Raw genomic sequence first — 17,559 nt, forward strand, 5'->3', positions numbered from 1 at the left:
ATGGGCGTAATTCAGGCTATAGCCTCAAGGAACAATCACCACCGCCAGAGGCGGTGGTTTTGGGATGACAATAAAAAGAGCGCCTCGGCGCTCTTTTTATTTATTATGTTTCAATGTTTTATATCTAAAACTTGAATTATTACCTTACATCTAAACCCAATATTAAAATCAGACTGCCACTGATTAAGCCGCCCTCACATCTAGGTCAAACATCAAGGTCAAACGTCAAACCCCTTATGCAACTCAGCTTGCTTTGCCAACAGGGCAAAGAATGCAGCTTTGGGCATAGGCTTATAAAATAAATAGCCTTGAATTTCTTGAATATGATTCGCCATTACAAATTTAAGCTGGGACTCAGTTTCTACCCCTTCTGCCGTCACAGTTAAATCTAACGCATGGCTTAAACGCACTATAGCCTCCACCAACGCTTCGTGACGTTTGCCTTCATCTAATCTGTCGATAAAGCTCTTATCAATTTTAATTTGATCGATAGGGAAATTCGCCAAATAGGACAAGGACGAATAGCCAGTACCAAAGTCATCTAAGGAAATTTTAATCCCCTTAACCCGCAAACCATTAAGCACATCAATAAGATACGTATGTTGCTTCATCAGCAAAGATTCAGTGATCTCAAGGGTTAATCTATCATAGGGGAAATCAGTCACCTCAAGTTGCTCGGTAATCGCAGCAAAGGATTCCACAAAGGCATCTTGTAGTTCATGGGACCAAAACTCAAAAGTCGAGACATTCACCGATAACTTAATGGGCCAATTTCGCTCCTGCATTTCTAAAATAGTCTGCATAGCACCAAGGCGAACATCTCGACCAATATCAACGATTAAACCACTATTCTCAGCGATGGGAATAAATTCATCGGGTGGAATAAACGTTCCCTCATGCTGCCAGCGCAGCAGCACTTCAGCACGGACAATCAAGCCGGTGGTCGCATTGACTATGGGTTGGTAATAAAGCTCGAAGGTATGTTGATCTAATGCCTGCTTAAGCTGATTATGAAGGCTAGCAACACGCTCGGCATTTAGCTGCATTTGTTCAGTAAAAAAATGATATCGATTGCGACCATTTGCCTTAGAAATATACATGGCCTGATCGGCACAATTTAACAACTGTTCAAGATCGAGGGCATCTTCAGGAAAACGTGCAATCCCTATACTTACCGAGCTATAAACACCTTTTCCATCGGCTAGCACATAATGTTTTGCCACATTTTTGTTAATTGTATCTGCAATTTGTGCCAATTCTTTCTGGTTAACAACCCCAGGTAATAGCAAGGCAAACTCATCCCCTCCTAAGCGTGCAAACACCATAGTGTCATCGACACACTCGCTGATCTGTTTAACCACTTGCACTAACAATGCATCACCTTTGTCATGGCCATGGGTGTCGTTGACTTGCTTAAAGTTATCTAAATCCATCAACATAAAACTAAAGCCGGGTGTCAAACTATCGGAGGTAATTAACGCTTGGATCTGCTTGAATAACGCATTGCGGTTAGCAAGTCCCGTAAGAGAGTCATTATTGGCCTGATACTTAATCAGCTGCGCCGCTTTCTTACGTTCACTAATGTCTGAAAATAGCCATGCAAAACTGGGTTGCTGACCATTGGACTCTCGGAAGGTCGTGACGATAAGGTCAAGATAAAACTCCTCACCATTTCCCCTAAGCCCCACCAACTCACCCTGCCACATTCTGTCCTGAGCTAAATGCTCAAATAACCCCACTAATTCATTAGATTGGGATGATGCTAAAAAAATCTTAGGGTGAAAGTTAGCAATATCAGTATCTTGAGGGATAACTATATGTCTGAAAGCGGGATTAGCATAGAGAACTGCATCGTCAGAATTGGAAATAACCAGAGCAAGGGGTAACCGGTCAAAAATTTTCACAGCTAAATGCTGAAATTCCATTGCACGACTGCGTTCAATGGCTAAACTCGCCAGTCTTGCCGCCTCTGAAATGAGTTCTAAATCCTGCTCTGTTGGGGACTTTATCGTATCATAATACATGGCAAATGTGCCTAGCACTTTACCATGAGTATCTTTGATAGGTTCTGACCAGCAAGATTTAAGACCTGCACGTAATGGCAGTTCTTTATAATTAACCCAGTAAGGATGTTGGGCGATATCTTCAACGATGACACGCTGCGCATAATAGGCTGCCGTGCCACAAGAACCCACGTTGGGGCCAATTTCGACACCATTAATGGCTTGATTGTAACTGTCGGGTAAATTTGGGGCCGCACCTAATAACAAACGTTTACCGTCAACACTGAGCAGTAACACAGACCCTCTGGTTCCTACTTTTTGAGCTTCGATTTTTAAAACTAAGGCGTGCAAGATTTCATGTAGCGGTGCGCCATTGAGCAGCATAGAAAGAATACTGCTATAACAAGCTATGCTGACATTGTGGGCGAGTTTAACGTCTGCATGATCGAGCAGATCTGGAAGGTTAACGCCGTACGCCATAATTTCCTTAAGAGCAAAGTTGCAATATAAATACTGATTAACAATGTTAAATATTTATAACTTATAAGAAATTCTAGGCACTAATGTTAATTAAGTAAACCCTTTACCTGCGCGGTAAAAGGTTTACTTTAGTCTAAAAAGCAATGCTTTATTCTTGAATACGTTCAAGTTTGGCAAGGTAAAAGCCATCAAAGCCGCTATCGGCTGGGCTGATACTTTCATCCTCAATCAGGCGAAAGTTGGGGTTCTCGGCTAAAAACGCATCCACTTGACCGCGGTTCTCGCAAGGGAAGATAGAGCAAGTCGCATAGACGACTATGCCACCGACTTTGACCATGCGGCTGTAACTGCTCAAAATGTGTTTTTGCAGTTCCATTAACACGGGTAAACGCTCTACGGTATCACGCCATTTTGCATCGGGATTACGCTTTAATACACCCAAACCAGAGCAAGGCACATCAAGCAATACTCTATCGGCACTGAGCTTTAAGCGTTTAATGGTTTTACTGCTGGCGATAACACGGGTTTCGACATTGTGTGCCCCATTACGACGCGCTCGTTCCTTAAGTTTGTCGAGTTTCCATTGCTCCACATCCATGGCCAACAAGCGTCCTTTACCCTGCATTTGCGCAGCTATGTGTAAGGTTTTACCACCCGCACCCGCGCAAGCGTCGATCACTTTCATGCCAGGTTTAGCATCAAGCGCCGCCGCCACGCGCTGAGAGCCCGCATCCTGCTGCTCGAATAAGCCATCTTTAAAGCTTTGTGTACGGAACAAGGCTGAATCGGAGGTCACTTCAAGGGCGTAATCGACCCCATCAACACAGAGCGTGCTCACAAACTCAGCGGCAAGCTTAGCGGCCAGTTCATCACGAGTCACCTTAAGGCCGTTAGCGCGTAAAAAACGTTTCGGCGCAGTACTTAACGCGGCGCGCTCTTTTTCCCAAGACTCACCTAGTTGCTCACGGCCCATAACATCGAGCCACTCAGGGCAACCGTCCCACAACACAGGCTTAGTTTTCGCTTGCTCGATACGCTCAGCTAAACGCACCTCATCAACTTGCAGCGAATATTGCATTTTAGGCAGTTCAAGCCCGTGGAATAAATGCCAGGCATTAAGCAATTTAGAGCCAAAACGCTCCATCTCATCTGGACTAATTTCCGCCAGATAACAATATAAATTTAAACGACGTAGGATATCACCCGTCGTTAATGCGATACGCGCCTGCTCGGCGGGTACTAATTGCAACCCAGAAAAATGCTGAGAATAGGCCCGATCTAAGGGTTTTCCTTGGCTCAGCACCATAGTTAAGATACTGATCACTAATTCGTTCGAGCTGGCAGAAAGCGGAGAATTCAACATTTAAAAGGTCACCATGAATGATAAAACCGGAGGATCATAGGAGGTCAGGCCCTAATACGCAAGCGCGCTGGCGCCGAGTTAAGGTTAAAGCCATAAAAAAAGCGATCCTAAGATCGCTTTTTTGCCACAGTCAGTTTAACCCATTACATTTTTGAGCCTTTAGCCCCGTAGAACAGGATAAAACCATAACAAATCACGGGTAGAATAAAGGCGAGCTGAACGCCAAGATTATCCGCTAACATGCCTTGGAATAAAGGCAAAATCGCGCCGCCCACAATCGCCAAACACAGAATGCCACTGCCCTGTGAAGTGTGTGGACCTAAATCACGAAGTGCTAAGCTGAAGATCGTTGGGAACATAATCGAGTTAAATAACCCCACCCCAAGGATTGCCCACATGGCAATGCTACCACTAGTTGTCATCGCTGCAACCACAAGTAGTGCCGCCATAAAAGCATTAAATGCAAGCACTGAGCCCGCTGGTACTTTTTGCATCACCACAGAGCCAATGAAACGTCCCACCATAGCGCCGCCCCAATAATAGGCGATGTAATGGGCGGCTTCAGCTTCTGGCATACCCGCTATATGGCTTTCGCCTAAGAAGCTAACTAAAAAGCTACCGATAGACACTTCTGCGCCGACATACACGAAAATACCCACAGCACCGAGCACTAAGTGCTTGCTTTGTAAGGCACTGGTTTTACCTAGATGGGTCTGAACTTCACCTTGAACACTTTCATCATGCTCACGGATCACAGGTAAATCTAACTTCGCAAAAATCAGCGCTAAAATTGCCAAGGCGCCAGAAAGTAACAGGTATGGCAGTTTAACCACTTCTGCTTCAGCGCTCGCTTGGGCTAAATCGCCTGATACTGAACTGGCAACAGAAAGAATTAACATAGCACCAAAAAACGGTGCAACCGTTGTGCCTAAGGCGTTAAACGCTTGCGTTAAGTTCAAACGACTCGACGCAGTTTCGCGACTGCCTAAGGCATTGACATAAGGATTGGCTGCCACTTGCAGGATTGTGATGCCTGATGCCAAAACAAATAATGCACCGAGGAACAAGTTGTAAGTAGCGAGGGCCGCCGCGGGATAAAACAGCGCACAACCAATACTTGCAATCACGAGACCAGTAACAATTCCCTTTTGATAACCCAGCTTTTTCACTAAGTTACCCGCAGGGATTGAGACTAGAAAATAAGCACCGAAGAAACAAAACTGGATCAACATGGCTTGAGTATAATTCAGTGAAAACACCGCTTTAAGATGCGGGATCAGAATATCGTTCAAGCAGGTGATAAAACCCCACATAAAAAACAGTGAAGTCAATGAGATCAAGGCAAAACGATAACTGCCCGACCCATTTTCGCCAGTGCTGCTCGTGTAGCTACCGGTATTAATTGATGACGCCATAGTTATTCTCTCTGTATGTTTTTATTATCAGGAACTAATTAAGGTTACATTCCCCATGGTGCCCGTGGGCGGGTTTATATCGAACTGTGGGCTTGGGATCCCGTATCTATAACACTTCAACCGAATAAAAATGAATCATTTTCACTTTAACATTGCATAAAAGCTGGTAAATGCCGAAAACTTCAGCTGATTGTGTTCTATTTGTGCGGTTTTAAGGCCATGTCCCGTCAGCGACTCACTGATTTCAAATGCAGAGAAATCAAACTCGACCTCGGTATCACCTAAATTGAATCCCACGAACACTTTTATATCGCCTAAGGTGCGAACAAAGGCCAAAATGGGCTCCTTTGTATCAACAAATTTAATATCACCTTCAACTAACACTGGGTGTAACTTACGCCAAGCCAGAAAACGTCGATAACCGTTGAGCATGGAATCAGCATCAGATTCTTGTACATCCACAGCTAACGCTTGGTGCGCAGGTGCAATTGGCAGCCAAGGAGAAACATCACTAAAACCACTAAAGTCAGCGCCTTGCTGCCACGGCATTGGCGTACGGCAACCATCACGCCCCTTAAACATAGGCCAAAATGTTTTGCCAAAGGGATCTTGCAGCTCATGGTATTCAATTGGCGCCTCGGTTAGACCGAGTTCTTCACCTTGATAACTACATATACTGCCGCGCAGCGAACTTAGCATGGCATTGAGCATTTTGACCATGTCTGAATTCTGCTTACCTTGCCCCCAACGACTCGCTACGCGCTGCACATCATGATTGCCGATAGCCCAACATGGCCAGCCATCACCTATGCTCGCTTCCAAAGCCTCTACGGTTTGGCGAATATAACTTGCGCTGTAATCATCAGTCAGCAGCTCAAAACTGTAGGCCATATGCAGGCGATCTTCGCCCTTAGTGTAGGCAGCCATTACAGCCAAGGAGTCTTCGGCCGAGACTTCGCCTAAGGTAACCGCTCCTGGATAGCGATTGATAAGCTTTCGTAAATCTTCAATAAAAGCGATGGTTTGCGGACGGTCATTATTGTAGTAATGGTATTGATATGCGTAAGGGTTATCTTCACTGAAACCACGGCCCTGACGTTTATCCTTAGGCTTTGCCGGATTATCCCTGAGCAGTTCATCGTGATAACAGAAGGTAATGGCATCTAAGCGGAAGCCATCTACCCCCTTTTTAAGCCAAAATTCAACGTTATCCAGCACAGCTTGGCGCACTTCGGGATGATGGAAATTAATATCGGGCTGACTACGCAGGAAGTTATGTAAATAGTATTGCTGTCTGCGCGGTTCCCACTCCCAAGCACAACCGCCAAAAATCGCGAGCCAGTTGTTAGGCGCTGTACCGTCTTCCTTAGGATCGGCCCACACATACCAATCCGCCTTGGGATTCGTACGGTTTTCACGGCTCTCGATAAACCACGCATGTTGGTCCGAGGTATGACTTAATACTTGATCAATAATGACCTTAATACCTAAACCGTGGGCTTTTTCAATCAATTCATCGAAATCATGCATAGTGCCAAAAAGAGGGTCAACTTCGCGGTAATCACTGATGTCGTAGCCAAAATCTGCCATAGGAGATTTAAAGAAAGGTGAAATCCAGATGGCATCGACATTGAGACTCGCAATGTAATCCAGCTTTATGATAATGCCGCGTAAATCCCCGACGCCGTCACCATTAGTATCTAAAAGGCTACGCGGATAAATTTGGTAAATCACTGCACCACGCCACCACGTTAACTCACTCATTGTTGCCCCTTTATCATTATTCTACAGCGAACTTTCCCTAACACACTCAAGCAAACAGTTATCGTTTTGTTACTGCAGAGTAAAGTCATCGCGGCTTCTTTTGTGTTACCGAGCATACGTGAAGAGGGAAATAAGGTTCAATACACCTGCATACGTATGCAGAAAATGCAGCCAATAGTCACATGGCATCACAATGAAATTTACTTTTTATTAACAGTCACTTGATTACAAAATAAAATCATTTTATTCCCTGAGTTCACCCTCTATCACAGTCTATTCTTAACTCTGCTAGGTATTGAATACGTATGCACTCTGTTGTTCAGCTAAGAAACTCGGGAGTAGTATCTTCACCGTTGCATAACAATTTGGTCATAAACGCAGCACTTATGCAGTCAATTAAGCGCCCATATACCAAAAAAAGGCCGCAAAAATAACGCGGTGATAACGATAAACGCTCTACAAAGCGATAAAGCGACTCCAAGGGGAAGAGAGATATGATGCGATTTAAACCCAGTTTGCTAACCTTAGCGCTCATCGCCGCAGGTGCCAGTATGCACTCCTATGCGGCAGATGAAGTGACCACAGATAAGGAAGCAAAAGCAAAAGAAGCTGCTATTGAGGTTATTGAAGTTAAAGGCTTTAGAACCAGTGTCATCAAATCACTAAATGATAAACGCTTTGGAGATACCGTCTCTGAATCGATTTCAGCAGATGATCTTGGCGCCCTTCCCGATCAGTCAATCGCTGATGCACTGACTCGCTTACCAGGCGTGACCGCAGTGCGCACTGGTGGACAAGCAAGCGGCCTCAATATTCGAGGTCTTGATGGTGATTTCGTCTTTGCAACGCTTAATGGACACGAACAAGTGACAACGGGCGGTAAACGCGCGATTGAGTTTGACCAATATCCATCCGAATTAATTAGTCAAGCCGCCGTCTATAAAACACCAAAAGCCTCGCTGATTGAAGGTGGCGTCGCCGGTACGGTAGAATTAAAAACCGCAGATCCCTTAAAAAGCGACAAAGACCAATCATTTAATATCAATGCTCGCGGCAGTTTTAATGACAGAGCGGATGAGATTTCCGATGCCGATCAATATGGCAACCGTCTTAGCTTTGCCTATCAAGGCAAATTCCTTGAAGATACACTCGGTGTGGCGCTAGGCTATGCCCATTTGTACCAACCTTATGTTGCCAGTCAATTCATTGGTTTACGTTTCAACGACGATAAAAAAGATGTCAATGGCGACGGTGCTGCCGAATCAATCAGTGAAGGTTTTGAGTTACAGCAAAAAGGCGGTGATGATACACGTGATGGTTATATGGCGGCTATCCATTGGCAACCAACAGACAATCTCAGTGTAAAAAGTGATTTATTCCATTCAAAATTCACTTCCGAAAACTTTGCCCGAGGCTTTCGCGTTAAGTCATTAAAAAACGGTACTATTAGTGATGCGGTTGTCGAAAATGGTTCTATGACAGGCGGAACGGTATCAACTGATGGTACTGATAACTTTGCCGTTTTTGTTATCAATGATAACGACTCAAAATATTCAGAACTGACATCAGGCTCAGTCAATATTGAGTGGAACAATGGCGGCGCATTAACTGTCGCAGGTGATGTGAGCTATTCAAAAGCCGATGGTGAGTTCGTCAACGGCGGCACTCGTGCCGTTTTATATGATGATATAGGTAATGAAGTACGCTCAGCCGAATCAATTAATTATCAACTACATGGTTTAAGCCCGGCCGATGTCAGTTTTTCAAACGACTATACCAATACCGCGACCTTGGGTTTAAAAGAAGTGGGTATGTGGCCATACGATCAACAAAATGATCTTGTCGCCTACAAGTTAGACTTTAACTATGCATTAGATTCTGGTTTCTTAACTTCAGTTGATTTTGGTCTGCGCTACTCAGAACGTGAGTTTAATGCGCAACGTTCACAAGCCGGTTATGGTTTTGAATTTGGTAAAAACCCAACTAACCAGCCGGTGCTTCAAATGAACACTGACATGACAAATGTCGTCAACTTTGGCGGTGAATTATCTGGTTACCCTAACTTCCTTTCCGTTGATTTCAACAAAGCCATTGAGCTGGTTAACGCGCAGTTAGCGGCAACAGGACAATCCCCTTTCACCCCGACAGCAAATTGGTCTAATAACTGGACCATGATCCAAAGCGGTTCGGTCAATGAAGATGTATTAGCTGGCTATGTCCAAGGTAATCTCGAGTTTGACTTAGGCGATATGAAAGTCACGGGTAACGTGGGCGTGCGTGTTGTTCAAACAGATCAAAGCAGTAAAGGTCTACAACAAGTTGGCTATGGTCTAGGTGAAGCGATTACTGATGAACTTGGCGTGGTCAGTACCGATTATATCCGTAACGAGATAGGTAAAACCTATACCGATTATTTACCGTCACTCAACTTAACTTTCCACCTCACTGAAAATGATCAACTGCGCTTTGCTGCAGCTTCTGTGATGTCACGTCCTCCAATCGACAAGCTAAAGTCAGGCATGGGATCTTGGTATGACGATTCTGCTACACCGGGATACAAAAAGTATAATGCTTGGGGTAACACCAGTCCTCTACTCGATCCGTTTTATGCCGATCAATACGACTTATCTTACGAGCACTATTTTGAAGATTCTGAAGGTGCGGTTGTCGTAGCCTTGTTCTACAAAGATATTAAATCCTTTATCAACAACTTTACAATCCAACCATTTGATTTTGAAGGTAATGGATTTATCGTCCCAGATACTATTATCGATAATGGTGTTGAATTCCCAGTAGTGAAAGATGAAGGTCAATATCAAACTGCAATCAACAACGACAATGGCGGCTACATTCGTGGTGTTGAGTTAGGTTATACCCAAGTCTTTGATTTCCTACCCTCGCCACTCAGCGGTCTTGGCTTCACTGGCAGCTACTCGTATTCAGACAGTGAAGTGGAGTTTACCACAGATTTAAGTGGTTCAAACTTAACCATTCCATTACCAGGTTTATCAGAAAGCGTACTCAACACCACCTTGTTCTATACTCTGGACGGTTTCGATACTCGCGTCAGCATGAGATATCGTAGCAGCTATGTTTCAGAACAAGTGGCAGTTGAATCACAACTTGCTTTCTTCGATGCCGAAACGATTGTGGATTATCAAGCTTCATACGCTCTGGAAAATGGACTTAAGTTCTTATTCCAAATTAATAACTTAACTGATGAACCGAACAAAACCTATTTTGGTGAAGAACATCAGACAGGAACAATCCAATACTTCGGTAGACAGTACTTCCTAGGGTTAAGTTACTCTTTATAAACTACCCCAAATAAAGCCTGCTTCAATTAAGAAGCAGGCTTTTGCTTATATAGATTTCAGCAATGTTAAACTTCATCATGCCAGCGCATTTTACTTATTTCTCTTTAAAAGGCTTACATTATGATCCGTCAAAACCTAATGATAGCGCTTTATTTATGTTTGGTTTGCTCTTCATTTAATACGGCCTATGCAAATACCTTTGAGCCAGATATATCGACGGACGTTAAGCTTGAACCTGAGTTTTGGTGGGCAGAGATGCAAAATCCTGAGTTACAGCTGATGCTGTATAGCCGCGAACTTCCAAGCTTACCGCAGCAGATTAAGGTTGATATACAAGGAAAAGGCATCACACTTAAAAGCCTTGAGCACACTGATAACCCTCACTATTTGTTTATCAATTTAGATCTGAGTCAAGCAGTGCCGCAAACCTTTGAGCTGGTAATTTCCAACACGGACTCGGCTTCACAAACCAACACGCCTCTTTATCGCCTGCCCTATACGTTGCAAGCGCGTGTTAAGGGCAGTCGTGAGCGCCAAGGGTTTAGCAATAAGGATGTGATTTACCTTATCACGCCGGACCGATTCGCCAATGGCGACACCAGTAATGACAATCAGGCCGATATGCTAGAGCCTGTCGCGGCTAACTCTCCTAGCAATCCCAGCACCCCCTATTATCACGATGCTCGCCATGGCGGCGATATAGCAGGGATCAGCCAGCACTTAGCATATCTGGCAAAACTTGGCGTGACTCAGTTATGGATCAATCCGCTGCTTGAGAATAATCAAGCCCAGTATTCATACCACGGTTACTCAATTACCAATTTATACCGCGTCGATCCCCGCTTTGGCAGCAACGAAGATTATAAAGCCTTAGTCGCTAAGGCTAACAAGCTTGGCCTAGGGGTGATTAAAGATGTTGTGGTGAATCATATCGGCTCTAACCATTGGTGGCTCAACGATTTACCTAGCCAAGACTGGCTGAACGATGCCACAAAAACGCAGCTACATAATCGCAAATCCAAGCCTGACTTGATGCAGTCTGCCGATACTAAATCCAGTGCTATTAAATCCAGCGTTACCAGCCCCGGTTTCACCAGCCATAGGCGCACGACAGTGCAAGATCCCTACGCGGCAGCGCAAGATCATATTGATTTTGTCGACGGCTGGTTTACCGACACTATGCCAGATCTAAATCAAAGCAATCCAAAACTGGCAACCTATCTTATCCAAAACAGTATTTGGTGGGTCGAGTACGCCGGACTTTCGGGGATACGTGAAGATACTTACTCCTACGCCGACAAAGGGTTTCTCGCTAAATGGTCTAAGGCCGTAATGGCTGAGTACCCAAATTTTAATATTGTTGGCGAAGAATGGACCGCAAACCCCATCACAGTGTCCTATTGGCAAAAGGGCAAAATCAATGCCGATGGCTATACCTCAGATTTACCCAGTTTGATGGACTTCCCGCTATATGAAAAATTGATTGCCAGCCTTAATGAGCCAGAAAGCTGGGATACGGGTTTTATCAAGCTTTACGAGATGTTAGCCAACGATGTTGTGTATGCAGAACCTAGTAAGCTAGTGCTATTTGAAGGCAATCACGACACCAATCGTATCTTCAGTTTAGTGAAAGAAAATATAGACTTATACAAGATGGCCCTCACCTATGTGCTGACCGCCAAACGCATTCCGCAACTGTTCTACGGTACAGAAGTGTTAATGACCAGCCCGACAGAAGGCCGTCACGATGGCGTTGTGCGCAGTGATTTTCCCGGTGGTTTTGCCAACAGTGCCACGAATGCCTTTACCAGCCAAGGGCTGAGTGAACCCCAGCGACAAGCACAGCAATTTATCCGTACCCTACTGAATTACCGTAAACAATCCCCTGCGCTGCAATCAGGTGATTTACTGCACTTTGTGCCGCAGGATGGCATCTATGTGCAATTTCGTTGCTTATTGAATGACCCATTATCAGCTGAACAGAAAGCCGAAGCACTTAAGTCACTAACTCAACACAATTCTCAAACCCAACACAATGCCTGCACTCAGCCCTTAGCCGATAAAGTCATGGTGATTTACAATAAAAATGACAAAGCAGTCACGCTAGATGTAAACCGCTTTGCCAGTGTACTTGGCGATAGCGGCGACGCTACTGACATCATCAGTGGCAAAACCGTTTCACTCAATCAAGCGATAACATTGCCCCATGCAGGTGTCACTATCCTTGAGCTTAAAGCCAGACCGCAGCTAAATACTGGCTTACCTAGCCGTCAAACCTCTAATCATATGAGTTACTCAGCTAGCGATTTAACTCAGGCTCAAACAACTCACCCAATCAAAAACTCAACCCTAAAAGGAATTCAGTCTTGAGCTTTTTATCGCCTATCTATTCCCGAGTGACTCAGAGCCAACAAGCGGCTAAATTTCCCATAGTGGCTTTACTTATAACCAAAGCAGCGAAAGCCCAGCAGCGCCGACAGTCATCACTCAGCTTATGTTTAAACGCTCTTTTCAGCGCCTCTTTATTAACTGCCTCGCTTTTTAGCGTCTCGACCAATGCAAATACATCGGCGCAGGCGCTTGATCTTGATAATGAGTTACTGCCAAAGTCTGAGAGTGAGGTTATGACGCTTAAACCTGTGGTGTATCAAATCTTTACTCGCCTTTATGGCAATAAAAATCCAACCAACAAACCTTGGGGCACGATTGCCGACAACGGTGTCGGCAAATTTAATGATATCGACGATGTTGCACTCAATAGCATCAAGGACCTAGGCGTCACCCATGTGTGGTACACGGGCGTTCCGCACCATGCCTTGATTGGTGATTACAGTGAGATTGGCGTAAGCGCGGATGATCCCGATGTGGTAAAAGGCCGCGCAGGATCACCCTACGCAGTCAAAGATTACTACAACGTCAACCCAGATCTGGCGGTCAATCCTGCCAACCGTTTAGCCGAGTTCGAGGCGCTCATTGCCCGTACCCATCAGCACGGCTTAAAAGTGATTATCGATATTGTGCCAAACCATGTGGCGCGCCATTATCAATCCGTCAGTAAACCCCAAGGCGTGCACGATTTTGGCGAAGATGATGATACCAGTCTGGAGTACAGCAAAAACAACAACTTCTATTACGTCGTTGATAACAGTGTGAAGGGAACGAAAGGACAAGCGCATGCGTTTGAGGTGCCAAGCTTACCCGCAGAGCTTAAACCGCTGGGCGGAGAAACTCATCCCTTAAGTGACGGTAAATTCGACGAATTTCCCGCAAAGTGGACCGGCAATGGCTCACGATTAGCCAAGCCCGATGCTAATGATTGGTACGAGACAGTTAAGATTAATTACGGCGTGCGCCCCGATGGCACCTATGACTTCCCTCGCCTGCCAGCCAAATTCGCCACTTTTACTGAAGCGCAGCATTACGCTTTCTGGCAACAACATTTAGCCGAGATCCCAAGCTCTTGGATTAAATTCAATCAGATTGCCCAATATTGGCTTGCAAAAGGAGTCGATGGGTTTCGATATGATATGGCCGAAATGGTGCCAGTGGAGTTTTGGAGTTACCTCAACAGCCAGATAAAACACACTAATCCCGATGCCTTTATCTTGGCCGAGGTCTATAACCCTAAGTTGTACCGAGATTATATCCAGCTTGGCAAAATGGATTATCTGTACGATAAGGTCGATGTTTACGACACCCTAAAAGCCGTAATGGCGAGTAAAACCAGCACAGCTAATATCGCGGTGGATCAGGCAAAAGTGCAGGATATTGAATCACACATGCTGCACTTTTTAGAAAACCACGATGAGCAACGTATTGGTAATGCGGCATTTTTAGCATCGCTACAAACAAATAAACCAACGAATAGCTTCCTAGAGACCCAAGCCGTAAATCCACACTATGCCCTGCCCGCTATGGTGGTGTCGGCAACGATAGGTACTTCACCGACGTTAGTGTATTTTGGCCAAGAAGTGGGAGAAGCTGCCATCGACAATCCAGGTTTTGGTCATGCATCACGCACCAGTATTTTTGACTATGTTGGCGTCCCCGCCCATCAGCGCTGGATGAACAATGGCAAGTTTGATGGTGGACAATCAACCGTAAAGGAAGTCACTTTACGGGCTTATTATCAAAAATTACTGAACCTAAGCACAGGTAAAAATGTACCTGCGCTCTTAGGAGAATATTACTCGCTCGATGCCGGCAACCGCAGTGCACAAACCGCCACAACGGATACTCATAGCAATACAACGGATACTCATAGCAATACAACGGATACTCATAGCAATACAACGGGTTATGATGACAGCACTTTTGCCTTTGTGCGCTTTGAGGAAAATACGACCAATAAAACGGGCCAAAAACTGATTATTGTGAATAACTTTAATCAAACTCAAGCAAAGCCATTATCCCTTAAGCTGCCAAAGCCACTTATCGACCAATGGCAGTTAACGGATGGGACCTATCCACTTAAGGATTTGCTGGAAGACAATAAAGCGCAGTTGGTTGTCAAACAAGGGGAAGGACAAATTCAGATGCAACTTGTGCCGCTGTCTTCGGCCATATTCGAGCTGGAAGATTAAACGAGCAAAAGCCAAGGTGAGCTAAAAAGTGAAATCGACCGATAGCGTCACGCTAAACTGTGACGCTATCTTTTTCTAACCGTTATACTCTCAAACCTTTCTATCTTATTTGATCAACCATTAAAAATCACAAAGGAAAGCGATGTTACTCGGCATTCACCATGCAGCGATTATTTGCAGCGACTATCAAAAGTCCAAACACTTTTATGTAACCATTCTTGGCCTTACCGTGCTTGCAGAGCATTTCCGGGAAGCACGTAATTCCTATAAACTTGATTTGCAACTGGCCGATAAGAGTCAAATTGAGTTATTTTCATTCGATAATCCACCCAAACGACCAAGCTATCCCGAAGCCTGTGGACTTAGGCATCTCGCCTTTCGCGTAGCATCGATTGAAACCGCCATCGAACATCTTCATAGCCATCACATTACCGTTGAACCCGTCCGCATTGACGAATACACAGGCAGAAAATTCACCTTCTTTAGCGATCCCGACGGCTTACCCTTAGAGTTATATGAGCTATAGCACGAGTGAAATAAGGCAACATCACAGCAATAAGATGAATAAAGCTTAATTACGCTACGGGATAGTCAGCATTAGACTCAATAAAACGACGCAGCCGTTTAACCAATAGTTTAAGTAATCGATTGACTAATTTGGCGCTGTGATAAGGTCAAAGCCTACCTAGGCTAACCATTTAGGAACTCAAGATGTTTGATAATCCAGCATTATTACTATGGAGTTTAGTCTTTAGCCTCTTTGGTCTTGGCTTTTTCACCTATGGCAAACGCCAAGCGGCCCCCATCCCTTTAGTTGTTGGCCTCACCCTGATGATTTATCCCTATTTTGTCACCAATCTCGCGTTACTTATCGCTATCGGCATCGCCCTGATCGCACTGCCCTATTTTGTAAGGATATGATTTGGGGTTTATAGAAATGTTTACGAACAGATAGCTACAAAATAAATGGTGAGGCTAATACAACTTCGTATACCTCTACACTCATACCACAATAGGTTGATACAGAATCTCAGGCACTCCACGCTTCTTAAGAAAATATTGCGCCGTCTTTGTTATTTTTTCAGTATGAGAAACAGTTTTTACCTGATAATAACCGCTTAAAATTCGCTTAGTCAGCATGACCGCGAAATCATAATGTTCCTGTTGATAAGGTTCTATTACATCATTTGTTGGAATTAATTCATTTAACTCATTCATTTCTAGCCAATCCATCGCTTCAGCAAGCCAAAATAGCTTTATGGCAATGGCTAACTCGCATAATGGATGATCCGCAATTGCAATAGGAACTCATTACCATCATCTCAATTATAATGGTCCAATAAGGCATACAATTCATGTGCTGACGAGATAGTTTTTACAAGGTTTACCGCCTCTTCAACATCCTCGATTTCATAAACAATTCTATCAATAATTTCTGTCATTATATTTAAGTCCTTAATGTTTCAATCAGCCCATTTAACATAGGGTAAAGGAGTGATAAGAACTTAATACAAAGTCCGAAATAGAAATGGCCAAAACATTGAAACTCCTTTTCATTCACCTCACCCCTGATAAATGGGTTCAACTATTCTCGGCAGATGGTTAAACGGCGCACCGCAAAAATCCCCAATAGTGAAAGTATTAATAAAGATAAACTGCCACCGCCGCTGTAACCTTGTTTATGTTCAATGGTGGCAACGTGCTCTTCCTTAACCCGAGTTTTAAAACGGGCAAGCTCGTCATCTAAATTGACTATCATATCGTTCACCGCGAGATCAAAGCCCTCGTAGGATTTCTCTCTTAGGGTTGTCGTCACACCAACAGCGGTTGAACTTTCAGTTAACTGATTAATGCCTGGCGCCCTAAATAACATCTTCTGGCTACGCATATCGAAAACGGCTGTATCAACAAAGGTTTGAATCGCATTTTCATTGCCGGGGATTAAATACATGCCCACGATAGTCCAATAAAGAATGGCGGATTTGTTCTCGTGGCTTTGCATCAATTGATCGTAAGAAACCAATGCCATCACATCAACATCATGCAGGCGAGCAACCTGCTGCAAGGTTTCAAAACCTTTACCATTTTTAAGATAGGTACTTGGGATCACTTCGATACGATCGATATAGTCATATTTAACAAAGGATTTTTTCACCTTATCAAGTAATGCCATCTGAGTTCGGCTATCAATTGCATCGGCTTGCCAATGGGACGAAGGCAAGAAAGCGATGCCGACGGTAATAGGTAAACGCAGCACAGGTAAGGATGGCTGCTGGGCTTGGCGACTCTTCTCATCAGGGTATAAATATTCAACTAAGCTACTTGATACCGCATTTTTCTCAGTAGTATTACCGTTAAAAAATGCACTACAACCGCTCAGTGAAAGCATGGCGAATGAGGCTATACCACAGGCTATTACCTTAAGTTTCATTTGTTTCCCTACCGTATCCATACACTTACTGTTAATGATGAAAACTGAACCTACAACTAATGTAGATTTTGGGTTACCTTATCCATTCATCAGAGTAAAAACAAGCTGTTATGTTCACATATCACAGCATTAATCTTCCTTGATTAGATTTTAAATACAAAAAAGCCGCACTATAAATGCGGCTAGTCAATAGGTACAACCAC

General features: G+C 44.2%; 11 protein-coding genes. 5 read left to right on the forward strand and 6 right to left on the reverse strand.

Annotated elements, in window-relative coordinates; genetic code table 11:
* Window positions 1-218: 218 nt before the first annotated feature.
* The 4 genes from GWI56_RS14405 to GWI56_RS14420 all read right to left on the reverse strand — a co-directional run bounded on the left by GWI56_RS14405 (window position 219) and on the right by GWI56_RS14420 (window position 7,025).
* Window positions 219-2,483 (reverse strand): EAL domain-containing protein, encoded by a 2,265-nt coding sequence (locus GWI56_RS14405; protein ID WP_198573272.1) that lies wholly within the window; start codon window positions 2,481-2,483, stop codon window positions 219-221.
* A gap of 148 nt (window positions 2,484-2,631) precedes the next feature.
* Window positions 2,632-3,846 (reverse strand): RsmB/NOP family class I SAM-dependent RNA methyltransferase, encoded by a 1,215-nt coding sequence (locus tag GWI56_RS14410; protein ID WP_198573273.1) that lies wholly within the window; start codon window positions 3,844-3,846, stop codon window positions 2,632-2,634.
* A gap of 143 nt (window positions 3,847-3,989) precedes the next feature.
* Window positions 3,990-5,261, reverse strand: a complete 1,272-nt coding sequence (locus GWI56_RS14415) for a sugar MFS transporter (protein WP_173496672.1) — start codon at window positions 5,259-5,261, stop codon at window positions 3,990-3,992.
* A gap of 141 nt (window positions 5,262-5,402) precedes the next feature.
* Window positions 5,403-7,025, reverse strand: coding sequence for an alpha-glucosidase (locus GWI56_RS14420; RefSeq protein ID WP_198573274.1), 1,623 nt, complete (start codon window positions 7,023-7,025; stop codon window positions 5,403-5,405).
* 494 nt (window positions 7,026-7,519) lie between these two features.
* Between GWI56_RS14420 and GWI56_RS14425 the strand changes: the two genes are divergently transcribed.
* The 5 genes from GWI56_RS14425 (at window position 7,520) to GWI56_RS14445 (ending at window position 15,846) form a co-directional block, all read left to right on the forward strand.
* Window positions 7,520-10,342, forward strand: a complete 2,823-nt coding sequence (locus GWI56_RS14425) for a TonB-dependent receptor (RefSeq protein ID WP_198573275.1) — start codon at window positions 7,520-7,522, stop codon at window positions 10,340-10,342.
* 120 nt (window positions 10,343-10,462) lie between these two features.
* Window positions 10,463-12,712 (forward strand): glycoside hydrolase family 13 protein, encoded by a 2,250-nt coding sequence (locus tag GWI56_RS14430; protein WP_242068411.1) that lies wholly within the window; start codon window positions 10,463-10,465, stop codon window positions 12,710-12,712.
* On the forward strand, window positions 12,709-14,925 hold the full coding sequence (locus GWI56_RS14435) for an alpha-amylase family protein (protein ID WP_198573276.1): 2,217 nt from the start codon (window positions 12,709-12,711) through the stop codon (window positions 14,923-14,925). The genes GWI56_RS14430 and GWI56_RS14435 overlap by 4 nt, the downstream gene beginning before the upstream one ends.
* A gap of 142 nt (window positions 14,926-15,067) precedes the next feature.
* A complete protein-coding gene (locus GWI56_RS14440; RefSeq protein ID WP_198573277.1) occupies window positions 15,068-15,451 on the forward strand; it encodes a VOC family protein in 384 nt (127 codons plus the stop codon).
* Window positions 15,452-15,636: 185 nt separating this feature from the next.
* Window positions 15,637-15,846 (forward strand): hypothetical protein, encoded by a 210-nt coding sequence (locus GWI56_RS14445; RefSeq protein WP_168825107.1) that lies wholly within the window; start codon window positions 15,637-15,639, stop codon window positions 15,844-15,846.
* A gap of 81 nt (window positions 15,847-15,927) precedes the next feature.
* Here GWI56_RS14445 and GWI56_RS21735 read toward each other — a convergent pair whose 3' ends face one another.
* Window positions 15,928-16,227, reverse strand: a complete 300-nt coding sequence (locus GWI56_RS21735) for a hypothetical protein (RefSeq protein WP_347339140.1) — start codon at window positions 16,225-16,227, stop codon at window positions 15,928-15,930.
* Between the two features lie 283 nt (window positions 16,228-16,510).
* Window positions 16,511-17,356, reverse strand: a complete 846-nt coding sequence (rhlP, locus tag GWI56_RS14455; protein ID WP_198573278.1) for a rhombotarget lipoprotein — start codon at window positions 17,354-17,356, stop codon at window positions 16,511-16,513.
* Between the last annotated feature and the right edge of the window lie 203 nt (window positions 17,357-17,559).

This window comes from Shewanella sp. DW31, from assembly GCF_015767295.1.
GTDB lineage: Bacteria > Pseudomonadota > Gammaproteobacteria > Enterobacterales > Shewanellaceae > Shewanella > Shewanella oncorhynchi.

Coding starts and splice junctions, on each gene's coding strand:
- GWI56_RS14420 (WP_198573274.1), bottom strand. CDS start 7,025: ATGAGTGAGTTAACGTGGTGGCGTGGTGCAGTGATTTACCAAATTTAT.
- GWI56_RS14440 (WP_198573277.1), top strand. CDS start 15,068: ATGTTACTCGGCATTCACCATGCAGCGATTATTTGCAGCGACTATCAA.
- GWI56_RS14425 (WP_198573275.1), top strand. CDS start 7,520: ATGATGCGATTTAAACCCAGTTTGCTAACCTTAGCGCTCATCGCCGCA.
- GWI56_RS14430 (WP_242068411.1), top strand. CDS start 10,463: ATGATCCGTCAAAACCTAATGATAGCGCTTTATTTATGTTTGGTTTGC.
- GWI56_RS14405 (WP_198573272.1), bottom strand. CDS start 2,483: ATGGCGTACGGCGTTAACCTTCCAGATCTGCTCGATCATGCAGACGTT.
- GWI56_RS14410 (WP_198573273.1), bottom strand. CDS start 3,846: ATGTTGAATTCTCCGCTTTCTGCCAGCTCGAACGAATTAGTGATCAGT.
- rhlP (WP_198573278.1), bottom strand. CDS start 17,356: ATGAAACTTAAGGTAATAGCCTGTGGTATAGCCTCATTCGCCATGCTT.
- GWI56_RS14445 (WP_168825107.1), top strand. CDS start 15,637: ATGTTTGATAATCCAGCATTATTACTATGGAGTTTAGTCTTTAGCCTC.
- GWI56_RS14415 (WP_173496672.1), bottom strand. CDS start 5,261: ATGGCGTCATCAATTAATACCGGTAGCTACACGAGCAGCACTGGCGAA.